We start from the raw sequence: 16972 nt of genomic DNA on the forward strand, positions 1-16972 counted from the left end.
AAGTGAGGGTCAGGCGGAGAAGGGGCCGATGCGGTACAGGACTTCCGGCTGGTGCGTTCCCTCGGGGAACAGCGGGCCGTCGAAGAGGACCTCGCGTGCGAGCGGGGCGCCGTGGCGCTCCGCGTACGAGGTGAACAGCCGGTCGGACGCGGTGTTGTCGGGGGTGACGGTCGTCTCGATCTCGCGCACCCCCTGCCCGCCGGTGACCTTGGCGGTCAGCGTGTCGAGCAGCACACCGGCCAGGCCCCGGCCGCGGTGCGCGTGGTCGACGGCGACCTGCCAGACGACCAGGGCCTCGGGCCGGGCGGGGCGTACATAGCCGGTGACGAAGGCGATGGGCTCGCCGTCGGCGTCGCGTGCCACCAGGGAGGTGGCTGCGAAGTCACGGCACCACAGCAGATAGCTGTACGAGGAGTTCAGGTCCAGGACCTCGGAGTCGCGGGCGATGCGCCAGATCGCGGCTCCGTCCTCCACTCGTGGGGTGCCGATCTCGGTGAATTCGTTCTGGGGGGTGGCTTGTACAAGGTCTTCCTGTGCGGCGGTCATGCAGAGGAAATTTACCGAGCAATTTCGGAAAATGCATGGAGGGGAGGGGTTGGGTGAAGTGCTCTTCTGTGTTATCGCGCGAGCGCGGGCGCCAGGCAAATCGGGCGATAGTTTGGGTGATTTGCGCGGGAAATAAGGCGCAAATCAGGCGCGCTGTGGAGTCGATCACATACGCGTAACCGCGGTGAGATCTGCCCGAATTATGGCTCTCGATCCTGATGAAATCTTGGCGTTTAGGATCGGAGGATGGGGGAACAAGATTATGGGAAACTGCCCGCAGTAAAGCGTCTCCTGGATTTATTGATTAACGCAGATTTTAGCGCCCGGAGAAATGCCGTTCACCCTATTCGATTTGCCCTGGTCGGCCAAAGGGCGCCCGTGGCGTCCACGCCGTAGTGATGGGCCGGACCATCTCCCTGGCCGGCGATCCGCCACCCCGGCGATCAGTGGCAGCGACGGGTCGGTCGCGAGCGCCCGCGTGACCGGCTCGGTGGTCGGCGGGGCGAGATCCGGGAAGGGGTGCGTCGCCCCGGTGCTCTCTTGCCGAAGGTGTGTCCGGGCTCTCCGGCCGAGGGCGCCGAGGGCCTCGTACAGTGCTGGACATGAGCGATCGCGTGGTGCTGCATGTGAAGGGGCGGGTGCTCGTCGGGCCCGAAGAGGTGAGGGACGAGCTGTGGGTGGTGGACGGCCGCATCTCCTACGAGCGGCCACGCGCCGAGGCCGTGACGGTCCAGGGGTGGGCACTGCCCGGACTCGTCGACGCGCACTGCCATGTGGGGCTGGACCGTCACGGCGCGGTGGACGAGGCGACCAGCGAGAAGCAGGCGCTCACCGACCGGGACGCGGGCACACTGCTCATCCGGGACGCGGGTTCCCCGGCGGACACCCGTTGGATCGACGACCGCGAGGATCTGCCGAAGATCATCCGCGCGGGCCGGCACATCGCGCGCACCCGCCGCTACATCCGCAACTTCGCCCATGAGATCGAACCCGACGACCTCGTCGCCTACGTCGCCCGGGAGGCCCGGCGGGGAGACGGCTGGGTCAAGCTCGTGGGCGACTGGATCGACCGGGACGCCGGGGACCTGACCGCCTGCTGGCCGCGGGGCGCGGTCGAGGCGGCGATCGCCGAGGCGCACCGGCTCGGTGCGCGGGTCACGGCGCACTGCTTCGCCGAGGAGAGCCTGCAAGACCTCGTCGAAGCGGGCATCGACTGCGTCGAGCACGCCACCGGACTCACCGAGGACACGATCCCGCTCTTCGCGGAGCGCGGGGTCGCCATCGTGCCGACCCTCGTCAACATCGCCACGTTCCCGGACCTCGCCGCGGGCGGCGAGTCCAGGTTCCCCCGGTGGTCCGCCCATATGCGGCGGCTGTACGAGGGCAGGTACGACACGGTGGGCGCCGCGTACGACGCCGGCATCCCCGTCTTCGTCGGCACGGACGCGGGCGGATCGCTCCCCCACGGCCTTGTCGCCGCGGAGGTGGCCGAGCTCGTGAAGGCCGGTGTTCCGCCGCTCCAGGCGCTGTCGGCGACCACGTGGGGCGCACGCCGGTGGCTGGGCCGCCCGGCGCTGGAGGAAGGCGCCCCGGCGGATCTCGTGGTGTACGACGAGGACCCGCGGGCGGACGTCCGGCTGCTCGCGGCACCGCACCGGGTGGTCCTCGACGGCCGGGTGATCGGCTGACCGGAAGTCGGCCTGAAATCGCCCCTGTGTTGACCGGGCGTGACGCGATACGGCCACCGTTCGTTGAACTCTTTTACGCGCGATCCGGTGAAGTCGACCGGCGCACCACCCGGTTTCCGCGACACGCGGGGCCAAGGGGAACGCCCGTACCCACAGAATCGAATGCGGGCGCGGAAACCGCACTTTGGGGTGAACTCACGCCGGGTGTCTGTCGGTTCACTCTTGGTGCGTAAAGATTCCGGTGTCTCAAGCCGCCGCCGTCCCCGAGTCCCCGTGGGACGGCCGGCAGCGCCGTGTCTCCCGTGGGGGTTCCACTGCCGTGAACAGCAACGCCTTCCGCATGCCCGCACGCCGCTGTGCCGCAGCGACAGCCGCCGCCGCACTGGTCGCGGGACCCGTGCTCCTGGCCGCCCCGGCGCACGCCACCGGGGGCGGTGAGGGAAGGGCCGGCGCGGTCGTGCTCCGTACCGGGCTGGGTGTGTCCCTGCTCGACAAGACCGTCGACGTCCCGCTCAAAGCCACGCTCAACGAGGTCCAGGCGCCCGCGAGCGCCGAGAAGACCGCGCTGAGCGTGCGGTTGGACGGCGTCGACCGGGGCAGGCCGTTCCAGGTGCTGCGCGCCGACGTGGCCACCGCGAAAGCGACCGCCGACCGGCAGCGGGCCGAGGGGTACAGCAATCTCGCCCATGCGCGCGTCCATGTGCCCGGCCTTCCGCTGCTCTCCCTCGTCGAAGTCGAGCAGGTCACGTCCAAGGCGGTCTGCGAGGCGGGGAAGCAGCCCGTCGCCGAATCGAATCTGCTGGGCCGTGTCTCCGTGCTCGGCGAGCGGACCACGCTCACCACCGGCGGCACCACCCGGGTCGAGGTGCCCGGAGTCGGCGAGGTGACGCTCGATCTGTCGAAGACGCGCACCACGTCCCGCACCGCCGCGGCCACCGCGCTGGAGCTCAAGGTCTCGGTGAACCCGCTCAAACTGAACGTCGCCGAGGTGGGCGGCACGGTCACCCTCGCGGAGGCGACATGCGAGGCGCCCGAGGCGCCCGTCGAGCAGGAGCCGTCCACCGTGCCCGGCTCCGTCGTCGAGGCGCAGTCCGGCGCCGAGGAGGCCAAGGAGGACCTGGCCGCGACCGGCGGCAGCGGAGCGACGTCCTATGTGGTGGGCGGGGCGGCGCTGTTGCTCGCAGTCGGGGGCGGCGCGATGGTGCTGGCCCGCGTCCGCGCCCGCGACTGACCGGGCACCCGGCGCTGACCGGGAACAGCCGCGAACCGGTCGCGACGACGGCCGGACGTGCTCCTGGGAGCACGTCCGGCCGCGTCGGGGACGGTCTACTCGCCGACCATCGTCAGAGCCTGGTCCAGCGCCTGCAGAAAGCGGTTGGTCGTCACCCTGTCCCGTACCGCCAGGCGCAGCCAGCCCGGACCGAGCCCCGGGAACGTGTCGCCGCGGCGGGCCGCGAAGCCCAGCGAGCGCAGCCGCTCCCGCACCTCGGCGCCGCGCCGGACATGGACCAGGACGAACGGGCCCTCGGCGGCCGAGACCACCCGTACCTCGTCGAACTCCGCCAGTCCCGCCAGCAGATGGGTCCGCTCCGCCGCCATCAGCAGCGCCGCCTGCGTGGCCTCCTTGAGCGCGGACGGCTCCATGCACGCCTCGGCCGCCGCCAGCGCCGGAGTCGACACCGGCCACAGCGGCTGGGCCCGCTGCAGTGCCGTCACCGTCTGCGGCTCGGCCAGTACGTAACCGATGCGCAGACCGGCAAGTCCCCAGGTCTTGGTGAGGCTGCGCAGCACCACCAGGCCTGGGATGTCGGTCCGGCCCGCCAGCGCCTCCGGCTCGTCCGGCACGGCATCCATGAAGGCCTCGTCGACCACCAGCAGCCGCCCCGGACGGGCCAGCGCCGCGATGGCCCCGGCCGAATGCAGCACGGACGTCGGGTTGGTGGGATTGCCGATCACCACCAGGTCCGCCTCCTCGGGCACGGCACCCGGGTCCAGCCGGAAACCGTCCTCCTCCCGCAGCAGCAGCCGGGCCACCCGGTGCCCCGCGTCCCGCAGGGCCGCCTCGGGCTCCGTGAACTGCGGGTGCACGACGAGAGGGTGACGCACCGGCAAGCCACGGGCCAGCAGTACGAAGGCCTCGGCCGCCCCGGCGGTCAGCAGGACCCGCTCCACCGGCAGACCGTGCCGCTGCGCGACCGCCTCCCGGGCCGCCCGCCCGTCGGGATAGGTGGCGAGCCCGCTCAGCGACGCGGCGATGCGCTCCCGGAGCCACTCGGGCGGAGTCCCGGTGCGGACATTGACCGCGAGGTCGGTGAGAGCGACGTCCAGTACCTCCGCGTCACCGTGGTGACGCAGGTCGTGTGGGTCAGTGTGCGTGTGCATGGCAGCTGTGGTGGCGTGGAAGACCGACGCGGGTTCTGTGACCGTCGGCGGTATCGGTGAGGGGGGTTGTCACGGGTACTCCTTGAAGTGGGGGTGGCACGGCCGAGCTTCGCGCTGGGCGAGGACCGAGGCGAGAGTGGTGCGGGGATTCGCCCTGGTGGCCGTGGCGCCGGCCGTCACGACGGACATCATGTCCACCGTGGCCGGATCCACTCCGCCCCGTGCGCTCACACGGCCGGATCCGTCCGTCCGCTGTGCGGTACGGGCCACGGCGCACGTGGCCCTGGAGGGCCCCTTTGCGGGCCGCGAGGCACGCTTGGGCACCAGGAGCTCCCCGCCCTCGGCGAGCGCCGCGGCTTCGGCGACCGACGGCGTGCCCAGGGCGGCGGCCGGAGCCGCGGACGGGTTCGGCACGGCGATCCCGGCGAGGCGCTCGGCGGGGTGGCACACCAGCGGCACGCCCAGCCGCCGGGCCGTCTCCACAAGGCCCGGCTCGTCCGCCTTGGTGTCGACGGTCGCCAGCGCCCTCACCCTCCGTACCGCGAGTCCCGCCTCCCGCAGCGTCGTCACGACGAGCCCGAGCACCTCCTCGACGGACACGCCCCGGGACGCCCCGACCCCCACGACGAGCGGCGCGGTGCCGTCCGGAGCCTGCCATTCGGGTGGCTCTGGCTTCCGGACGTACACAGAGTCGGGCCGATCCGCTAGCAAGGGCGCATGGCGGTGTTCGTCGCGCTCGGCGCGTTTTTGATGACGCTGTTCGGCGGCTGGACGGCGCAACGCGTCACCGACCGCCGCCACCTCGTGCTGGGCCTGGCCGGCGGGCTGATGCTCGGCGTCGTCGGCCTGGATCTGTTGCCGGAAGCCCTGGAGGCGGCGGGCGAGAAGGTGTTCGGGGTGCCGCAGGCACTGCTTCTGTTCGTCGGCGGCTTCCTCGTCGCGCACCTGGTCGAACGGCTGCTGGCCGTCCGGCAGGCGGCACACGGCGCCGACGAGCGCATGCCGCAGGTGGGGCTGACGGCCGCCGCCGCCATGGTGGGCCACAGCCTGATGGACGGCATCGCGATCGGCGCGGCCTTCCAGGTCGGCGGCGGCATGGGCGCGACCGTGGCCCTCGCCGTCATCACCCATGACTTCGCCGACGGCTTCAACACGTACACGATCACCAGCCTGTACGGGAACACCCGCGGCAAGGCGATCGCGATGCTCGTGGCCGACGCGCTGGCGCCCGTGGTCGGAGCCGCGTCCACCCTGCTGTTCACGATTCCACCGGAACTCCTCGGCAGCTACCTGGGGTTCTTCGGCGGAGCCCTGCTCTATCTCGCCGCGGCCGAGATCCTTCCGGAGGCCCACCACACGCACCCGGCCCGCTCCACCCTCCTGTGCACGGCCGGGGGAGTGGGCTTCATCTGGCTGGTGGTGGGCCTCGGACAGTGAGGTGCTCACCGCGCGCACCGCTCCACGAATCTGCGGGCCACACCGGGCTCGGCGGCCCAGTGGGTGTGCAGATAGCTCGCGTGCACGCCCCGCTGCACGAATCCCTCCACCCGCCGCTCGGGCAGATGCATTCCCCACGCGGGGGCCGGACCGGCGCCCGGTTCGACGGCGGTGCGATGGAACTCGTGGCCACGCAGACGCGTGCCGACCGCCGCGAGCGCGCTGTCGCTCACCGCGACGGCCTCGCGGTAGCCGAGCGTCAGCCGCTCCGTCATCCGCGCCTTGGCGTCGAGCACACCACACATCGGCTGCCCGTCCAGCGTGCGCGCGAGATACAGCAGCCCGGCACACTCAGCCGCCACGGGAGCCCCGGAGAGCGCCAGCTCGGCGACGGCCTTGCGGAGCGGCTCGTTGGCGGACAGCTCGGGCGCGTACATCTCCGGGAAGCCGCCGCCGACGACCAGGCCCGCGGTGCCGTCGGGCAGCTGTTCGTCCCGCAGCGGATCGAAGGTCACCACATCGGCGCCCGCGGCGGTCAGGAGCTCGGTGTTCTCGGCGTACGAGAACGTGAAAGCGGGGCCGCCCGCGACGGCGACGACAGGACGGGCCCGCGACACGGGACCGCCGCGGACAGCCATCGGCGTCCACGGCTCGTCCGGCAGCCCCGGAGCCGACCGCGCCAGCGTCAGCAGAGCCGGAAGGTCGCACCCCTGGCGCACCACCTCCGCCATCTCCGCCACCGAGCCCACCGCGTCCGTGCGCCGCTCCGCCACCGGGACGAGCCCCAGGTGCCGGCTCGGCGTCCCGACCGCCGGGGCCCGGCGCAGGACGCCCATGACCGGGACGCCCGACTCCTCCAGCGCCTCCCGCAGCAGCGCCTCGTGACGGTCGGAGGCGACCTTGTTCAGGATCACGCCCCCGATCCGTACCAGCGGATCCCACGAGGCGAAGCCGTGCACGAGCGCCGCCACCGACCGTGACTGGGACGAGGCGTCCACCACCAGCACCACCGGCGCCCGGAGCAGCTTCGCCACCTGGGCCGTGGACGCCAGCTCGCCCGCGCCCGCGGCACCGTCGTACAGCCCCATCACACCCTCGACCACGGCCAGGTCGCAGCCCGCCGAACCGTGTGCGAACAGCGGTGCGACCAGCTCCGTACCGCACATGTACGCGTCCAGATTGCGTCCCGGGCGGCCCGTCGCCAGCGAGTGGTAGCCCGGGTCGATGTAGTCCGGGCCGACCTTGTGCGGGGACACGGTGAGCCCCGCCGCGACGAAGGCCGCCATCAGGCCCGTCGCGACGGTGGTCTTGCCGCTGCCGGAGGCCGGAGCGGCGATGACGAGACGTGCTACCACTCGATGCCCCGCTGGCCCTTCTGACCCGCGTCCATCGGGTGCTTGACCTTGGACATGTCGGTGACGAGGTCGGCGAAGTCGACCAGCTCCGCGGGCGCGTTGCGGCCCGTGATCACCACATGCTGGTGGCCGGGACGCTCCCGCAGCACCTGGACCACCTCTGCGGGGTCCACCCAGCCCCAGTGCATCGGATAGGCGAACTCGTCGAGGACGTACAGCTTGTAGCTCTCCGCGGCCAGATCGCGCTTGACCTGCTCCCAGCCCTCGCGCGCCTTGTCCTCGTTGGAGAGCTCGCCCTCCGCGGGAGCACGCTGGATCCACGACCAGCCCTCGCCCATCTTGTGCCAGTCGACCGTGCCGCCCTCGCCGCTCGCGCCGAGCACCTTGAGCGCGTTCTCCTCGCCGACCTTCCACTTCGCGGACTTGACGAACTGGAACACCCCGATCGGCCAGCCCTGGTTCCAGGCGCGCAGCGCCATCCCGAAGGCGGCTGTCGACTTCCCCTTGCCGATGCCCGTGTGGACCATCACCAGCGGCCGGTTTCGGCGCTGGCGGGTGGTGAGTCCGTCCCTGGGCACGATGGTCGGCTGTCCCTGCGGCATCAGGCGGCCCTTCCGGTTGCGGTGACGTCCCTGACAAGCCCGGCGATGCTGTCGGCGCGCAGCTCGTCCAGGGTGACGGCGGTGCCGCCGAGATCACGTGCGAGTTCCCCGGCGAGCCCGAGGCGCACCGGCCCCGACTCGCAGTCCACGACAACGGCGGCGGTGCCCTCGGCGGCATGCAGCCGGGCGGCCCGCGACGCGAGGGCGACGGCATCGCCGTGCGCCCCCGGGACGCGTACCCGTCCGCCGGGGCCGGCGGCCCCGGACCGGGTGGTGCCCGCCTGGCTCCCGGCCGCCGTCGCGCGGCCGTCCGTCACCACGACCAGCAGCGGGCGGCGCGCCGGATCGCGCATCCGCTCCACGCGCAGGACGTCGTGCGCCTTCAGCAGCCCGGCGGCCAGCGGCGTACGGCCGCCGGTCGGAAGCAGTTCGAGCCGGGCCGCCGCCGCGTCCACCGAAGACGTCGGCGGCAGGGCCACCTCCGCCTCCTTGCCGCGGAAGGTGATCAGCCCGACCTTGTCGCGTCGCTGGTACGCGTCGAGCAGCAGCGAAAGGACCGCGCCCTTGACCGCGCTCATCCGTTGCCGGGCGGCCATCGACCCCGACGCGTCCACCACGAACAGCACGAGGTTTCCCTCACGCCCCTCACGCGTGGCCTGGCGCAGATCGTCGCGCCGGACCACAAGACCGCGCCCGCTGCGTCCCCGCGCCCGCTGGTGCGGCGCCGCCGCCTGCACGGTCGCCGCCAGGTGCAGCTTGGTGAGCGCCCCCCGGGGACGCCGGGCACCCGTCGTCCGGCCGTGCTCGGTCCGCGCCCGGGACCTGCGCCCGGCCGCGCCCTCGCCGAGACCGGGCACGGTCAGCATCTTCGTACGGAACGGCTCCGCGGCTCGTACGGCCTGCTGCTCGGCGCCGACCGGAGCCGGTGGCAGCGGGGCCTCCTGCGGCGGCACGGAAGGGTCGTCCTGGCCGCCGCCGGCATCCGGCGGTGTGCCGGGGCCGTCCTGCGGCGGCTGCCCACCGCCGGACCCGGGCCCCTCCGGACCCGGGTCCGGCTCCGGGTCGTCGTCGCCGAACTCCTCCAGCGTCTCGTCGAGCTTGTCCTCGTCCAGCCCCGGAGCGTCGAAGGGGTTGCGCCGACGACGGTGGGGGAGCGCCAGCAGGGCTGCCTGGCGCACGTCCTCGGACGTGACGTCCGCGCGCCCCGCCCACGCGGCCAGCGCCGTCGCCGTGCGCGCCATCACGATGTCCGCGCGCATGCCGTCCACCTCGAAGGCCGCGCAGGTCGCCGCGATCTGCCGCAGCGCGCCGTCCCCGAGCCGGACCCCGCCAAGCAGCGCCCGCGCGGCCACGATCCGCTCCCGCAGGGCCGCCTCGGTCTCCGCCCAGCGCCCGGCGAAGGCGGCCGGATCGTCGTCGTACGCGAGCCGCCGCCGGACCACCTCCACCCGCTGGTCGGGCTCGCGGGAGGCGGCGACCTCGACGGTGAGCCCGAAGCGGTCCAGCAACTGAGGCCGCAGCTCGCCCTCTTCGGGGTTCATGGTGCCCACCAGCAGGAAGCGCGCGGCGTGCCGCACCGAGACGCCCTCACGCTCGACGTACGAGGCGCCCATGGCCGCCGCGTCGAGGAGCAGGTCCACCAAGTGGTCGTGGAGCAGATTCACTTCGTCGACGTAGAGAATCCCGCGGTGCGCTTCGGCGAGCAGCCCCGGCTCGAAGGCCTTCACACCCTCGGCCAGCGCCCGTTCGATGTCGAGCGCGCCGACAAGACGGTCCTCGGAGGCGCCGACCGGCAGCTCGACGGTCCGGGCGGCCCGCGCGAGACCGCCCCCGGGCTCGTGCGGACCGTCGGGGCACGCCGGGTCCGGAAGGCCGGGGTCGCAGGAGAACCGGCACCCGGAGACCACCGCGACCTCGGGAATCAGCGTGGAAAGGGCGCGCACCGCGGTCGACTTGGCGGTCCCCTTCTCACCGCGTACGAGCACACCGCCGACCGCCGGGGAGACGGCGTTCAGCAGCAGCGCGAGCCGCAGGTCGTCCTGCCCCACGATCGCGGTGAAGGGATACGGGGTACTCACAACGCCTCCTTGACGACGGTGTCCGCCGGCCTGCCGGTGCTCATGACGAGCCTCCGGGCGCTCCGGGCGGGATGAACGGAAGGCCGGCGGGGGCCCCCGACTCGACGAGACGCCACAGGGCGTCCGTGTCGGCGTACTCCTCGATCAGATCGCCGAGCCGGTCCAGCTGCTCCTCGCGCAGCGCGTCGAAGCAGGTGCCGGGTGCCGGTACGAAACGCCGGCCGGCGGCCGACGCCACCTCGCGCAGGAAAGCCCTGCGGAAGCCGTCGCTCTCCAGCGAGCCGTGCCAGTGGGTGCCCCATACCGAGCCGACCCGGCAGCCGTCCAGAAAAGGGTCCCCGCCGAGCACGTCGGCGACCCCGTGGTGGATCTCGTAGCCCTCGACCGTCTCTCCGAGCGCGTCGCCGACCGGGCGGGCCAGCGTCTTGTCGACCGCGAACCGTACGCGTACGGGCAGCAGTCCGAGCCCGGGGACCCGTCCCGCCTTCGACTCGACCTCGTCGTCGATCTGTTCGGACAGCGCCTGGAAGCCGCCGCAGATGCCGAGCACAGGCCGCCCCTCGGCGGCCCGGCGTGCCAGAGCCGCGGCCAGACCGCGCTCGCGCAGCCATTCGAGTGCCCTGACCGTGCCCCGGGTGCCGGGCACGACCACCAGGTCGGCGTCGGTCAGTTCCTCGGCCCGGTCCACGAACCGCACGACGACGCCCGGCTCGGCGGCCAGCGCGTCCACGTCCGTGAAGTTCGACATCAGCGGCACGGCGCACACGGCGACGCGCAGCACGTCCTCGCCGACCGGGGGCGCGACCACCGACTCGCGTACGGCCCCGCGCAGCGAGACGCGCAGCCCGTCCTCCTCGTCGATGCCGAGACCGTGCGCGTACGGCAGCACCCCGTAGGTGCGCCGACCGGTGAGCCCGTGCAGCATCTCCAGGCCCGGTTCGAGGAGCGACACATCGCCGCGGAACTTGTTGACCAGGTAACCCGCGATCAGCTCCTGGTCCTCGGGGGCGAGGAGCGCCGTCGTACCGAAGAACGAGGCGAACACGCCGCCTCGGTCAATGTCGCCGACCACCAGCACCGGCAGCCGTGCGGCCCGCGCGATGCCCATGTTCACGATGTCCGTGCGCCGCAGATTGATCTCGGCCGGACTGCCCGCCCCCTCGCAGATCACGGCTTCATACGTGCCCCGCAGTTCCTCCAGGCACTCCAGGACGGTGCCGAGCAGGGCCTCCTGGCGTCCGCCGTGGTAGCCACGGGCGCTCAGCTCACCGACCGGCTTTCCCATCAGCACGACCTGGCTGGAACGGTCGCTGCCGGGCTTGAGCAGCACCGGGTTCATCAGCGCGCTCGGCTCCACGCGCGCGGCCCGCGCCTGCATGGCCTGCGCCCGCCCGATCTCCGCGCCCTCGCGCGTCACGAACGAGTTGAGCGACATGTTCTGTCCCTTGAAGGGCGCGACCTTCACCCCCTGCCGCACCAGCCAGCGGCAGATCCCGGCCGTGACGACGCTCTTTCCGGCATCCGACGTGGTCCCCGCGACCAGCAGTCCGCCGCCCCTGCGCCTGCTCATCCCCGCCCCTTTCCGGCGCGCCGCGCGCGCAGCGCGTGCCCCGCGACGCGGCCCGCCGCGCAGGTCGCCAGAGTCAGCCAGCCGACGCGGCGGGAGAGCCGCACGGCGCGTTCGATGTCCCCGAACTCCACCGGGCGGCCCCCGCTGTTGAGCACCGGCCGGTGCTCAACACGTCCGCCGTACGAGAGGGTGCCGCCGAGCCGTACGCCGAGCGCCCCCGCGAACGCGGCCTCCACCGGTCCCGCGTTGGGGCTCGGATGCTTCTTCGCGTCGTTCCGCCAAGAGCGCACCGCCCCGCGCGCGTCCTCGCCCGCGAGCACAGCGAGAGCGGCGGTGAGCCGGGCGCCCGGCCAGCCGGCCACATCGTCGACGCGGGCCGAGGCCCAGCCGAACCGCCGGTAGCGGGGCGACTTGTGCCCCACCATCGCGTCCAGGGTGTTGACCGCGCGGAAACCGACGAGGCCGGGGACACCCGCGAGCGCGCCCCAGACCAGGGCGCCCACCACCGCGTCGGAGGTGTTCTCGGCGACGGACTCCACCACGGCTCGGGCGATCTGCTGTTCGTCCAGGGAGTGCGGATCACGCCCGCACAGATGCGGCAGCCGCTCCCGGGCCGCGTCCACGTCCCCGGCGGCGAGTGCGCCGCCGATGGTCCGCGCCTCCCGGCCGAGCGAGGTGCCGCCGACGACGGCCCACGTGGCGGCGGCGTTCAGCGCGACGGAAGCGGCGGGGCGGCCCCGCAGGGCGCGGCCGAGAAGCGCGGCGGCAGCGACGGCGCCCCCGGCGCACACGGCGGTGTGCAGCGCACCCCAGCCCCGGTGGTTTCGCCACAGTGCACGCTCGACACGCGACGCGGCCCGCCCGAACGCGGCGACCGGATGTCCCCGGCGAGGGTCACCGAGAAGCAGGTCACCGGCGAGGCCGGCGGCGGCGCCGTACACGAATTCACGGTCGGCACGCATCGGTTCAGGCCGGCGTTCCGCCTGGTAGGGCCTTCGTACTCACAGCAGGAAGTGAACCGCAGCCGGGCATGGCGATATGTCCTCACTCAGGGTGTCCGCGCCCTGGTTCGACGTGACGGGCGGCGAGAGTTCCTGGCTTCCGGAGGAGTGCTCCTCCGTGACAGTGGCGGGACCGCGCCGGATTCGCACCGGCTTCCTCTTCTGCCGCCCAGGGACGTGTCTCCCACGACATGTCCCAGATGGCCTCGGCAGTCCACCACGCTGCGAGAACGGCCGTCAACTTGCCTTTGACCTGCGAAGGGAGAGTGTGCTGCGGCACACACGCCGGGCCGGCCGCCCCGGGAGGGGTGACCGGCCCGGCTGGTGGGACGGGTGGTGAAGGCGCGCCCTCAGGTGACGATCAGATAGATGCCGTACGCCACGGCCCCGGCGCACAGCGCGAAGCAGGCGTACGCGCCGGTGCGTGCGAGCGCCGCGGAGCCGCCCTGCGCGGCGGCGGACTCCTGCTTGGTCATGCCCACCACGCCGAGGGTGAACAGGCTCACGAGAGCCACCGTGGCCACGAGGCTCACGCCGAAGACGGAGCCGAGTGCTGCCCAGTCGATGTTCATGCTGATCTGTCCTTACACCGTGGCCGGCTGGGGCGGCTCGGAGTCGGCCGCGGGGGCCGGAGCCGAGATGGTCGTCTTGAGATCCTGCGCGGGCGTGCCGACCGGCGGCGGGGAGACGGCGGCGATCGCGGCCGTCACGACACCGGCGGGCTCGGCGTCGGCGTCCGCCTCGTTGACGTTGGTGTGGTCGACGACCTGGCGGCGCGAGACGAGCCAGATCGCCGCGCAGGCGCCGATCAGGAACGCGGCGACCACCGCAACACCCCAACCGCCCTGCTTGGTCACGAACTCCGAGCCCGCGGCCACCAGCCCGGCGGCCGGCAGGGTCAGGCCCCACGCGACGAACATCCGGGTGGCGGTCGACCAGCGGACCACACCGCCCTTGCGGCCCAGTCCCGCGCCCATCACGGCGCCGGAGCAGGAGTGCGTGGTCGACAGCGAGAAGCCGAGGTTGGAGGAGGCCAGGATGACGCTGGCGGCGCTGGTCTGGGCGGCGAAGCCCTGCTGCGGCTGGAGGTCGGTGAGGCCTTTGCCCATGGTGCGGATGATGCGCCAGCCGCCGAGGTAGGTGCCCATCGCGATCGCGAGTCCGGCCGAGAGGATGACCCACAGGGGAGGGTTGGAGCCGGGCGAGAGCACGCCCCCGGCGACGAGCGCCAGCGTGATGATGCCCATCGTCTTCTGGGCGTCGTTGGTGCCGTGGGCGAGGGAGACCAGGCCCGCCGAGGCGATCTGGCCGGAGCGGTAGCCCTTCGCGGTGGCCTTCTCGTCGGCGTTCTTGCCGATCTTGTACGTGAGCCGGGAGGCCAGGAACGCGGCGAGGCCCGCCACCAGAGGAGCGGCGATCGCGGGGATCAGAACCTTGGTGACGACCGTGCCGCCGTTGACCCCACTGACGCCGACCGAGGCGACGGTGGCGCCGATCAGTCCGCCCATCAGGGCGTGCGAGGAACTGGAGGGCAGACCGATCAGCCAGGTCAGCAGATTCCAGAGGATGGCGCCGACGAGCGCCGCGAAGATGACTTCGGGGGTGATGCCTGACTCGGTGACGATCCCGCTGGAGATCGTCTTGGCGACCTCCACGGACAGGAACGCCCCGACAAGGTTGAGCGCGGCGGACATGGCCACCGCCGTCTTGGGCTTCAGAGCGCCGGTCGAGATGGTCGTCGCCATCGCGTTGGCGGTGTCGTGGAAACCGTTCGTGAAATCGAACACGAGCGCTGTCACGATCACAATCGCGAGCAGCAAGGTGATGTGTTCCATTTACCCAGGCAATCGTTTGACGTCAGTGGCCCGGCGAACGTAGTTAACCTGGGTGAACGGAAGATGAACTGTGATCGGCTCTGGAGTGTCCTCGGGTGAGGATTCCTCGCTCCGCTTGTGACGGCCGCGATGGCGTCGGGGAAATGCCGTATTTATGGTGATTCAAGTGATCTCCATCATCCATCCGCCCTGTGGCATTCCGTCCCCGCCTGACAGGATCGGCGCATGACCGATCAGGTGCGACAGGAAGTGATCGAGAAGGCGTGGCAGGACCTCGTGGCCACCGCCCGCAGGACGGCGGCGGAGGGCCTGGTGGTGGGCACGTCGGGCAATGTCTCGGTGCGGGTCGGCGAGCTGGTCCTGGTCACCCCGAGCGGAGTGCCCTACGAGCGGCTCACGCCCGGGGACGCGATCGGGGTCGGACTCGACGGCAGGCAGCTTCTCGGCGACCTGGCCCCCACCAGTGAGCTGCCGCTGCATCTGGAGGTCTACCGTCACACCGGCGCGGGCGCGGTCGTCCATACCCACGCCGTGCACGCCACCGCGGTCTCCACCCTCGTCCCCGAGCTCCCGCCCGTCCACTACATGGCCGCGGCCCTCGGCGGGAGCGTCCGCGTCGCCCCCTACGCCCTGTACGGAACCCAGGAGCTGGCCGCGAACATGCTCGGCGCCCTGCGCGGGCGCACCGCCTGTCTGCTCCAGAACCACGGAACCGTCGCGTACGGCGACAGCCTCGACCAGGCCTACGACCGCACCGCCCAGCTGGAGTGGATGTGCCGGCTCTGGCTGACCGCCGCGTCGGTGCCCGGGCGCGCGCCGAGCCTGCTCTCCGCCGCGCAGCTGCGCGAGGCGGGCGAGAAGCTCAGCGGCTACGGCCAGCGCGGCTGAGCCGCGCTCGGGCACACGGGTCGCCGGTCGCGTGGGGGTGGGCTCGGGCACACGGGTCGCCGGTCGCGTGGGGGTGGGCTCGGGCACACGGGTCGCCGGTCGCGTGGGGGTGGGCTCGGGCACACGGGTCGCCGGTCGCGTGGGGGTGGGCTCGGGCGACAGGGGTCGCCGGTCACGTCGGGCGGGCGCTCGGGCGACAGGGGTCGCCGGTCACGTCGGGCGGGCGCTCGGGTGACGCCGGCGTTCCGCGGAGCACCGCGACCCCGCCGCGTCTGCGCCCCTCGGTGACTTCCGGCGGCCGGGGTGCCCCCGAGGGCACCGGCGGCGGCCGTCCACTGGCAGGGCGGCCCGCGGGTGCCGACACTGGACTGGTGCGCCCGGTTATCGCGACGGCAGCAGCCGTCACCACAGTGATCGGCGTCGGCGCGGCCGCCATAGCGGCCGGCCGCTACGCAAGCGACGTCGCGCTCAAGGCGCGGCCGAGAAGGCCGCTGCCCGGCGACCCCCGGCCCACCGTGCACGCCGCGGCCGAGGGCCATGTGACACTCACCCGCAGCCTCGCCACCCAGCGCCCGGGCACGTACGGAATCGAGAGCGACGACGTCCACGCCGTCATCGGCCCCGTCATCGACGGGGTCGAGCACTCCGCCGACACCGTCGTACGCCGGCTGGAACGGGTCGTCCTCGGCAGCCTGGAACCTCGCATGCGGGTACGGCTCACGCCCCAGCTCCACCGGGGAGACCCGGCGACCGCACTGGGCCTCGACCACCGTGATGTCGACATTCCCGGCGAACTCGGTGCCCTGCCCGCATGGTTCGTGCCCGGCGCCCGCGAGACCTGGGTCATCACGGTCCACGGCCTGGGCACCACCCGGGAGCACCCGCTGAACCTCCTGCCGTTCCTGCACCGCCAGCAGCTCCCGGTGCTCAACCTCGGCTACCGGGGAGACCCCGGCGCCCCCGCTTCCCCCGACGGCCTCTGCCACCTCGGCGACTCCGAATGGCGTGACCTGGACGCCGCCATCCGCTTCGCGGTGAGCCACGGAGCCGAGCACGTGGTTGTGCACGGCTGGTCCACCGGCGCCTCGATGGCACTGCACGCCGCGGCCAACTCCGCGCTGCGCGACCGGATCAGCGGCCTCGTCCTGGACTCCCCGGTGCTGGACTGGGAGGGCACCCTGCGCAGCCTCGCCGCCGCCCTTGGCGCGCCCACGCCCCTGCTGCCCCTTGCCGTCAGGGCTGCCCAGGGCAGGACCGGACTGCACGGCGACCGGCTTCTGGAAGCCGCGGACCCGGGGGCCATGCGGGTGCCGACGCTGATCTTCCACGGCCCGGAGGACTCGCTCGCCTCCTGGCAGCTCTCCCGCGAACTCGCTTCCCGGCGCCCCGATCTGATCAGCCTGAACACCGTCCGCAACGCCCCGCACGCCGCGATGTGGAACGCCGGCCCGCAGCGGTACGAGGAAGCCCTGCGACGCTTCCTCACCCCCTTGATGTAGCGCCCCCCGATCCGACGCCCGGGCGCGGCCCCGCTCGCCCCGCGCACCGCCCGGCGGGCGAGTCGATCAGCGGGCCGACCAGGTTCCGTTT

15 protein-coding genes and 1 riboswitch are annotated in these 16972 nt (G+C 72.6%); of the genes, 5 read left to right on the forward strand and 10 right to left on the reverse strand.

Features of this window, described 5'->3' with window-relative positions:
• Nucleotides 1-9 precede the first annotated feature (9 nt).
• Complete coding sequence (gene ectA, locus OG293_RS28265) at nucleotides 10-546, reverse strand: diaminobutyrate acetyltransferase (protein WP_406001596.1); 537 nt, start codon at nucleotides 544-546, stop codon at nucleotides 10-12.
• Between the two features lie 602 nt (nucleotides 547-1148).
• Here ectA and OG293_RS28270 point away from each other — a divergent pair.
• On the forward strand, nucleotides 1149-2234 hold the full coding sequence (locus tag OG293_RS28270) for an amidohydrolase family protein (protein WP_406001597.1): 1086 nt from the start codon (nucleotides 1149-1151) through the stop codon (nucleotides 2232-2234).
• A gap of 319 nt (nucleotides 2235-2553) precedes the next feature.
• Nucleotides 2554-3465: an SCO1860 family LAETG-anchored protein gene (locus OG293_RS28275; protein WP_406001598.1), complete on the forward strand. Its 912-nt coding sequence runs from the start codon at nucleotides 2554-2556 to the stop codon at nucleotides 3463-3465.
• 95 nt (nucleotides 3466-3560) lie between these two features.
• Here OG293_RS28275 and cobC read toward each other — a convergent pair whose 3' ends face one another.
• The gene (gene cobC / locus OG293_RS28280; RefSeq protein WP_406001599.1) at nucleotides 3561-4616 is read right to left on the reverse strand and encodes an Rv2231c family pyridoxal phosphate-dependent protein CobC; all 1056 of its coding nucleotides are present in this window, start codon (nucleotides 4614-4616) and stop codon (nucleotides 3561-3563) included.
• Nucleotides 4617-4685: 69 nt separating this feature from the next.
• Entirely contained in the window at nucleotides 4686-5216 is a 531-nt protein-coding gene (locus tag OG293_RS28285; RefSeq protein ID WP_406001600.1) for a cobalamin biosynthesis protein, read from the reverse strand.
• A gap of 117 nt (nucleotides 5217-5333) precedes the next feature.
• Between OG293_RS28285 and OG293_RS28290 the strand changes: the two genes are divergently transcribed.
• Nucleotides 5334-6053 (forward strand): ZIP family metal transporter, encoded by a 720-nt coding sequence (locus OG293_RS28290; RefSeq protein ID WP_406001601.1) that lies wholly within the window; start codon nucleotides 5334-5336, stop codon nucleotides 6051-6053.
• A 5-nt stretch (nucleotides 6054-6058) separates the two neighbouring features.
• Here the strand turns inward: OG293_RS28290 and OG293_RS28295 are convergent, their stop codons facing one another.
• The 7 genes from OG293_RS28295 to OG293_RS28325 all read right to left on the reverse strand — a co-directional run bounded on the left by OG293_RS28295 (nucleotide 6059) and on the right by OG293_RS28325 (nucleotide 14494).
• Nucleotides 6059-7408 carry a cobyrinate a,c-diamide synthase gene (locus tag OG293_RS28295; RefSeq protein ID WP_406001602.1) on the reverse strand — a complete coding sequence of 450 codons (1350 nt, stop codon included), beginning with the start codon at nucleotides 7406-7408 and terminating at the stop codon, nucleotides 6059-6061.
• Nucleotides 7402-8010, reverse strand: coding sequence for a cob(I)yrinic acid a,c-diamide adenosyltransferase (gene cobO, locus OG293_RS28300; protein ID WP_406001603.1), 609 nt, complete (start codon nucleotides 8008-8010; stop codon nucleotides 7402-7404). The genes OG293_RS28295 and cobO overlap by 7 nt, the downstream gene beginning before the upstream one ends.
• Nucleotides 8010-10088, reverse strand: a complete 2079-nt coding sequence (locus OG293_RS28305; RefSeq protein ID WP_406001604.1) for a putative cobaltochelatase — start codon at nucleotides 10086-10088, stop codon at nucleotides 8010-8012. Before OG293_RS28305 ends, cobO begins: the two co-directional genes overlap by 1 nt.
• A gap of 40 nt (nucleotides 10089-10128) precedes the next feature.
• Nucleotides 10129-11658, reverse strand: coding sequence for a cobyric acid synthase (locus OG293_RS28310; protein ID WP_406001605.1), 1530 nt, complete (start codon nucleotides 11656-11658; stop codon nucleotides 10129-10131).
• Nucleotides 11655-12620 (reverse strand): cobalamin biosynthesis protein, encoded by a 966-nt coding sequence (locus OG293_RS28315; RefSeq protein ID WP_406001606.1) that lies wholly within the window; start codon nucleotides 12618-12620, stop codon nucleotides 11655-11657. Before OG293_RS28315 ends, OG293_RS28310 begins: the two co-directional genes overlap by 4 nt.
• A 104-nt stretch (nucleotides 12621-12724) precedes the next feature.
• A riboswitch (cobalamin riboswitch) is annotated at nucleotides 12725-12862 on the reverse strand.
• Between the two features lie 147 nt (nucleotides 12863-13009).
• Entirely contained in the window at nucleotides 13010-13231 is a 222-nt protein-coding gene (locus OG293_RS28320) for a hypothetical protein (RefSeq protein WP_406001607.1), read from the reverse strand.
• Between the two features lie 12 nt (nucleotides 13232-13243).
• Nucleotides 13244-14494 carry an anion permease gene (locus OG293_RS28325; protein WP_406001608.1) on the reverse strand — a complete coding sequence of 417 codons (1251 nt, stop codon included), beginning with the start codon at nucleotides 14492-14494 and terminating at the stop codon, nucleotides 13244-13246.
• Between the two features lie 225 nt (nucleotides 14495-14719).
• Here OG293_RS28325 and OG293_RS28330 point away from each other — a divergent pair, with 225 nt between their 5' ends.
• Nucleotides 14720-15382, forward strand: coding sequence for a class II aldolase/adducin family protein (locus OG293_RS28330; RefSeq protein WP_406001609.1), 663 nt, complete (start codon nucleotides 14720-14722; stop codon nucleotides 15380-15382).
• Between the two features lie 371 nt (nucleotides 15383-15753).
• On the forward strand, nucleotides 15754-16881 hold the full coding sequence (locus tag OG293_RS28335; RefSeq protein ID WP_406001610.1) for an alpha/beta hydrolase: 1128 nt from the start codon (nucleotides 15754-15756) through the stop codon (nucleotides 16879-16881).
• The last annotated feature ends 91 nt before the right edge of the window (nucleotides 16882-16972 follow it).

It is taken from the genome of Streptomyces sp. NBC_00829 (assembly GCF_045161795.1).
Taxonomy (GTDB): domain Bacteria; phylum Actinomycetota; class Actinomycetes; order Streptomycetales; family Streptomycetaceae; genus Streptomyces.

Coding starts and splice junctions, on each gene's coding strand:
- ectA (WP_406001596.1), bottom strand. CDS start 546: ATGACCGCCGCACAGGAAGACCTTGTACAAGCCACCCCCCAGAACGAA.
- OG293_RS28270 (WP_406001597.1), top strand. CDS start 1,149: ATGAGCGATCGCGTGGTGCTGCATGTGAAGGGGCGGGTGCTCGTCGGG.
- cobC (WP_406001599.1), bottom strand. CDS start 4,616: ATGCACACGCACACTGACCCACACGACCTGCGTCACCACGGTGACGCG.
- OG293_RS28290 (WP_406001601.1), top strand. CDS start 5,334: ATGGCGGTGTTCGTCGCGCTCGGCGCGTTTTTGATGACGCTGTTCGGC.
- cobO (WP_406001603.1), bottom strand. CDS start 8,010: ATGCCGCAGGGACAGCCGACCATCGTGCCCAGGGACGGACTCACCACC.
- OG293_RS28310 (WP_406001605.1), bottom strand. CDS start 11,658: ATGAGCAGGCGCAGGGGCGGCGGACTGCTGGTCGCGGGGACCACGTCG.
- OG293_RS28315 (WP_406001606.1), bottom strand. CDS start 12,620: ATGCGTGCCGACCGTGAATTCGTGTACGGCGCCGCCGCCGGCCTCGCC.
- OG293_RS28320 (WP_406001607.1), bottom strand. CDS start 13,231: ATGAACATCGACTGGGCAGCACTCGGCTCCGTCTTCGGCGTGAGCCTC.
- OG293_RS28325 (WP_406001608.1), bottom strand. CDS start 14,494: ATGGAACACATCACCTTGCTGCTCGCGATTGTGATCGTGACAGCGCTC.
- OG293_RS28330 (WP_406001609.1), top strand. CDS start 14,720: ATGACCGATCAGGTGCGACAGGAAGTGATCGAGAAGGCGTGGCAGGAC.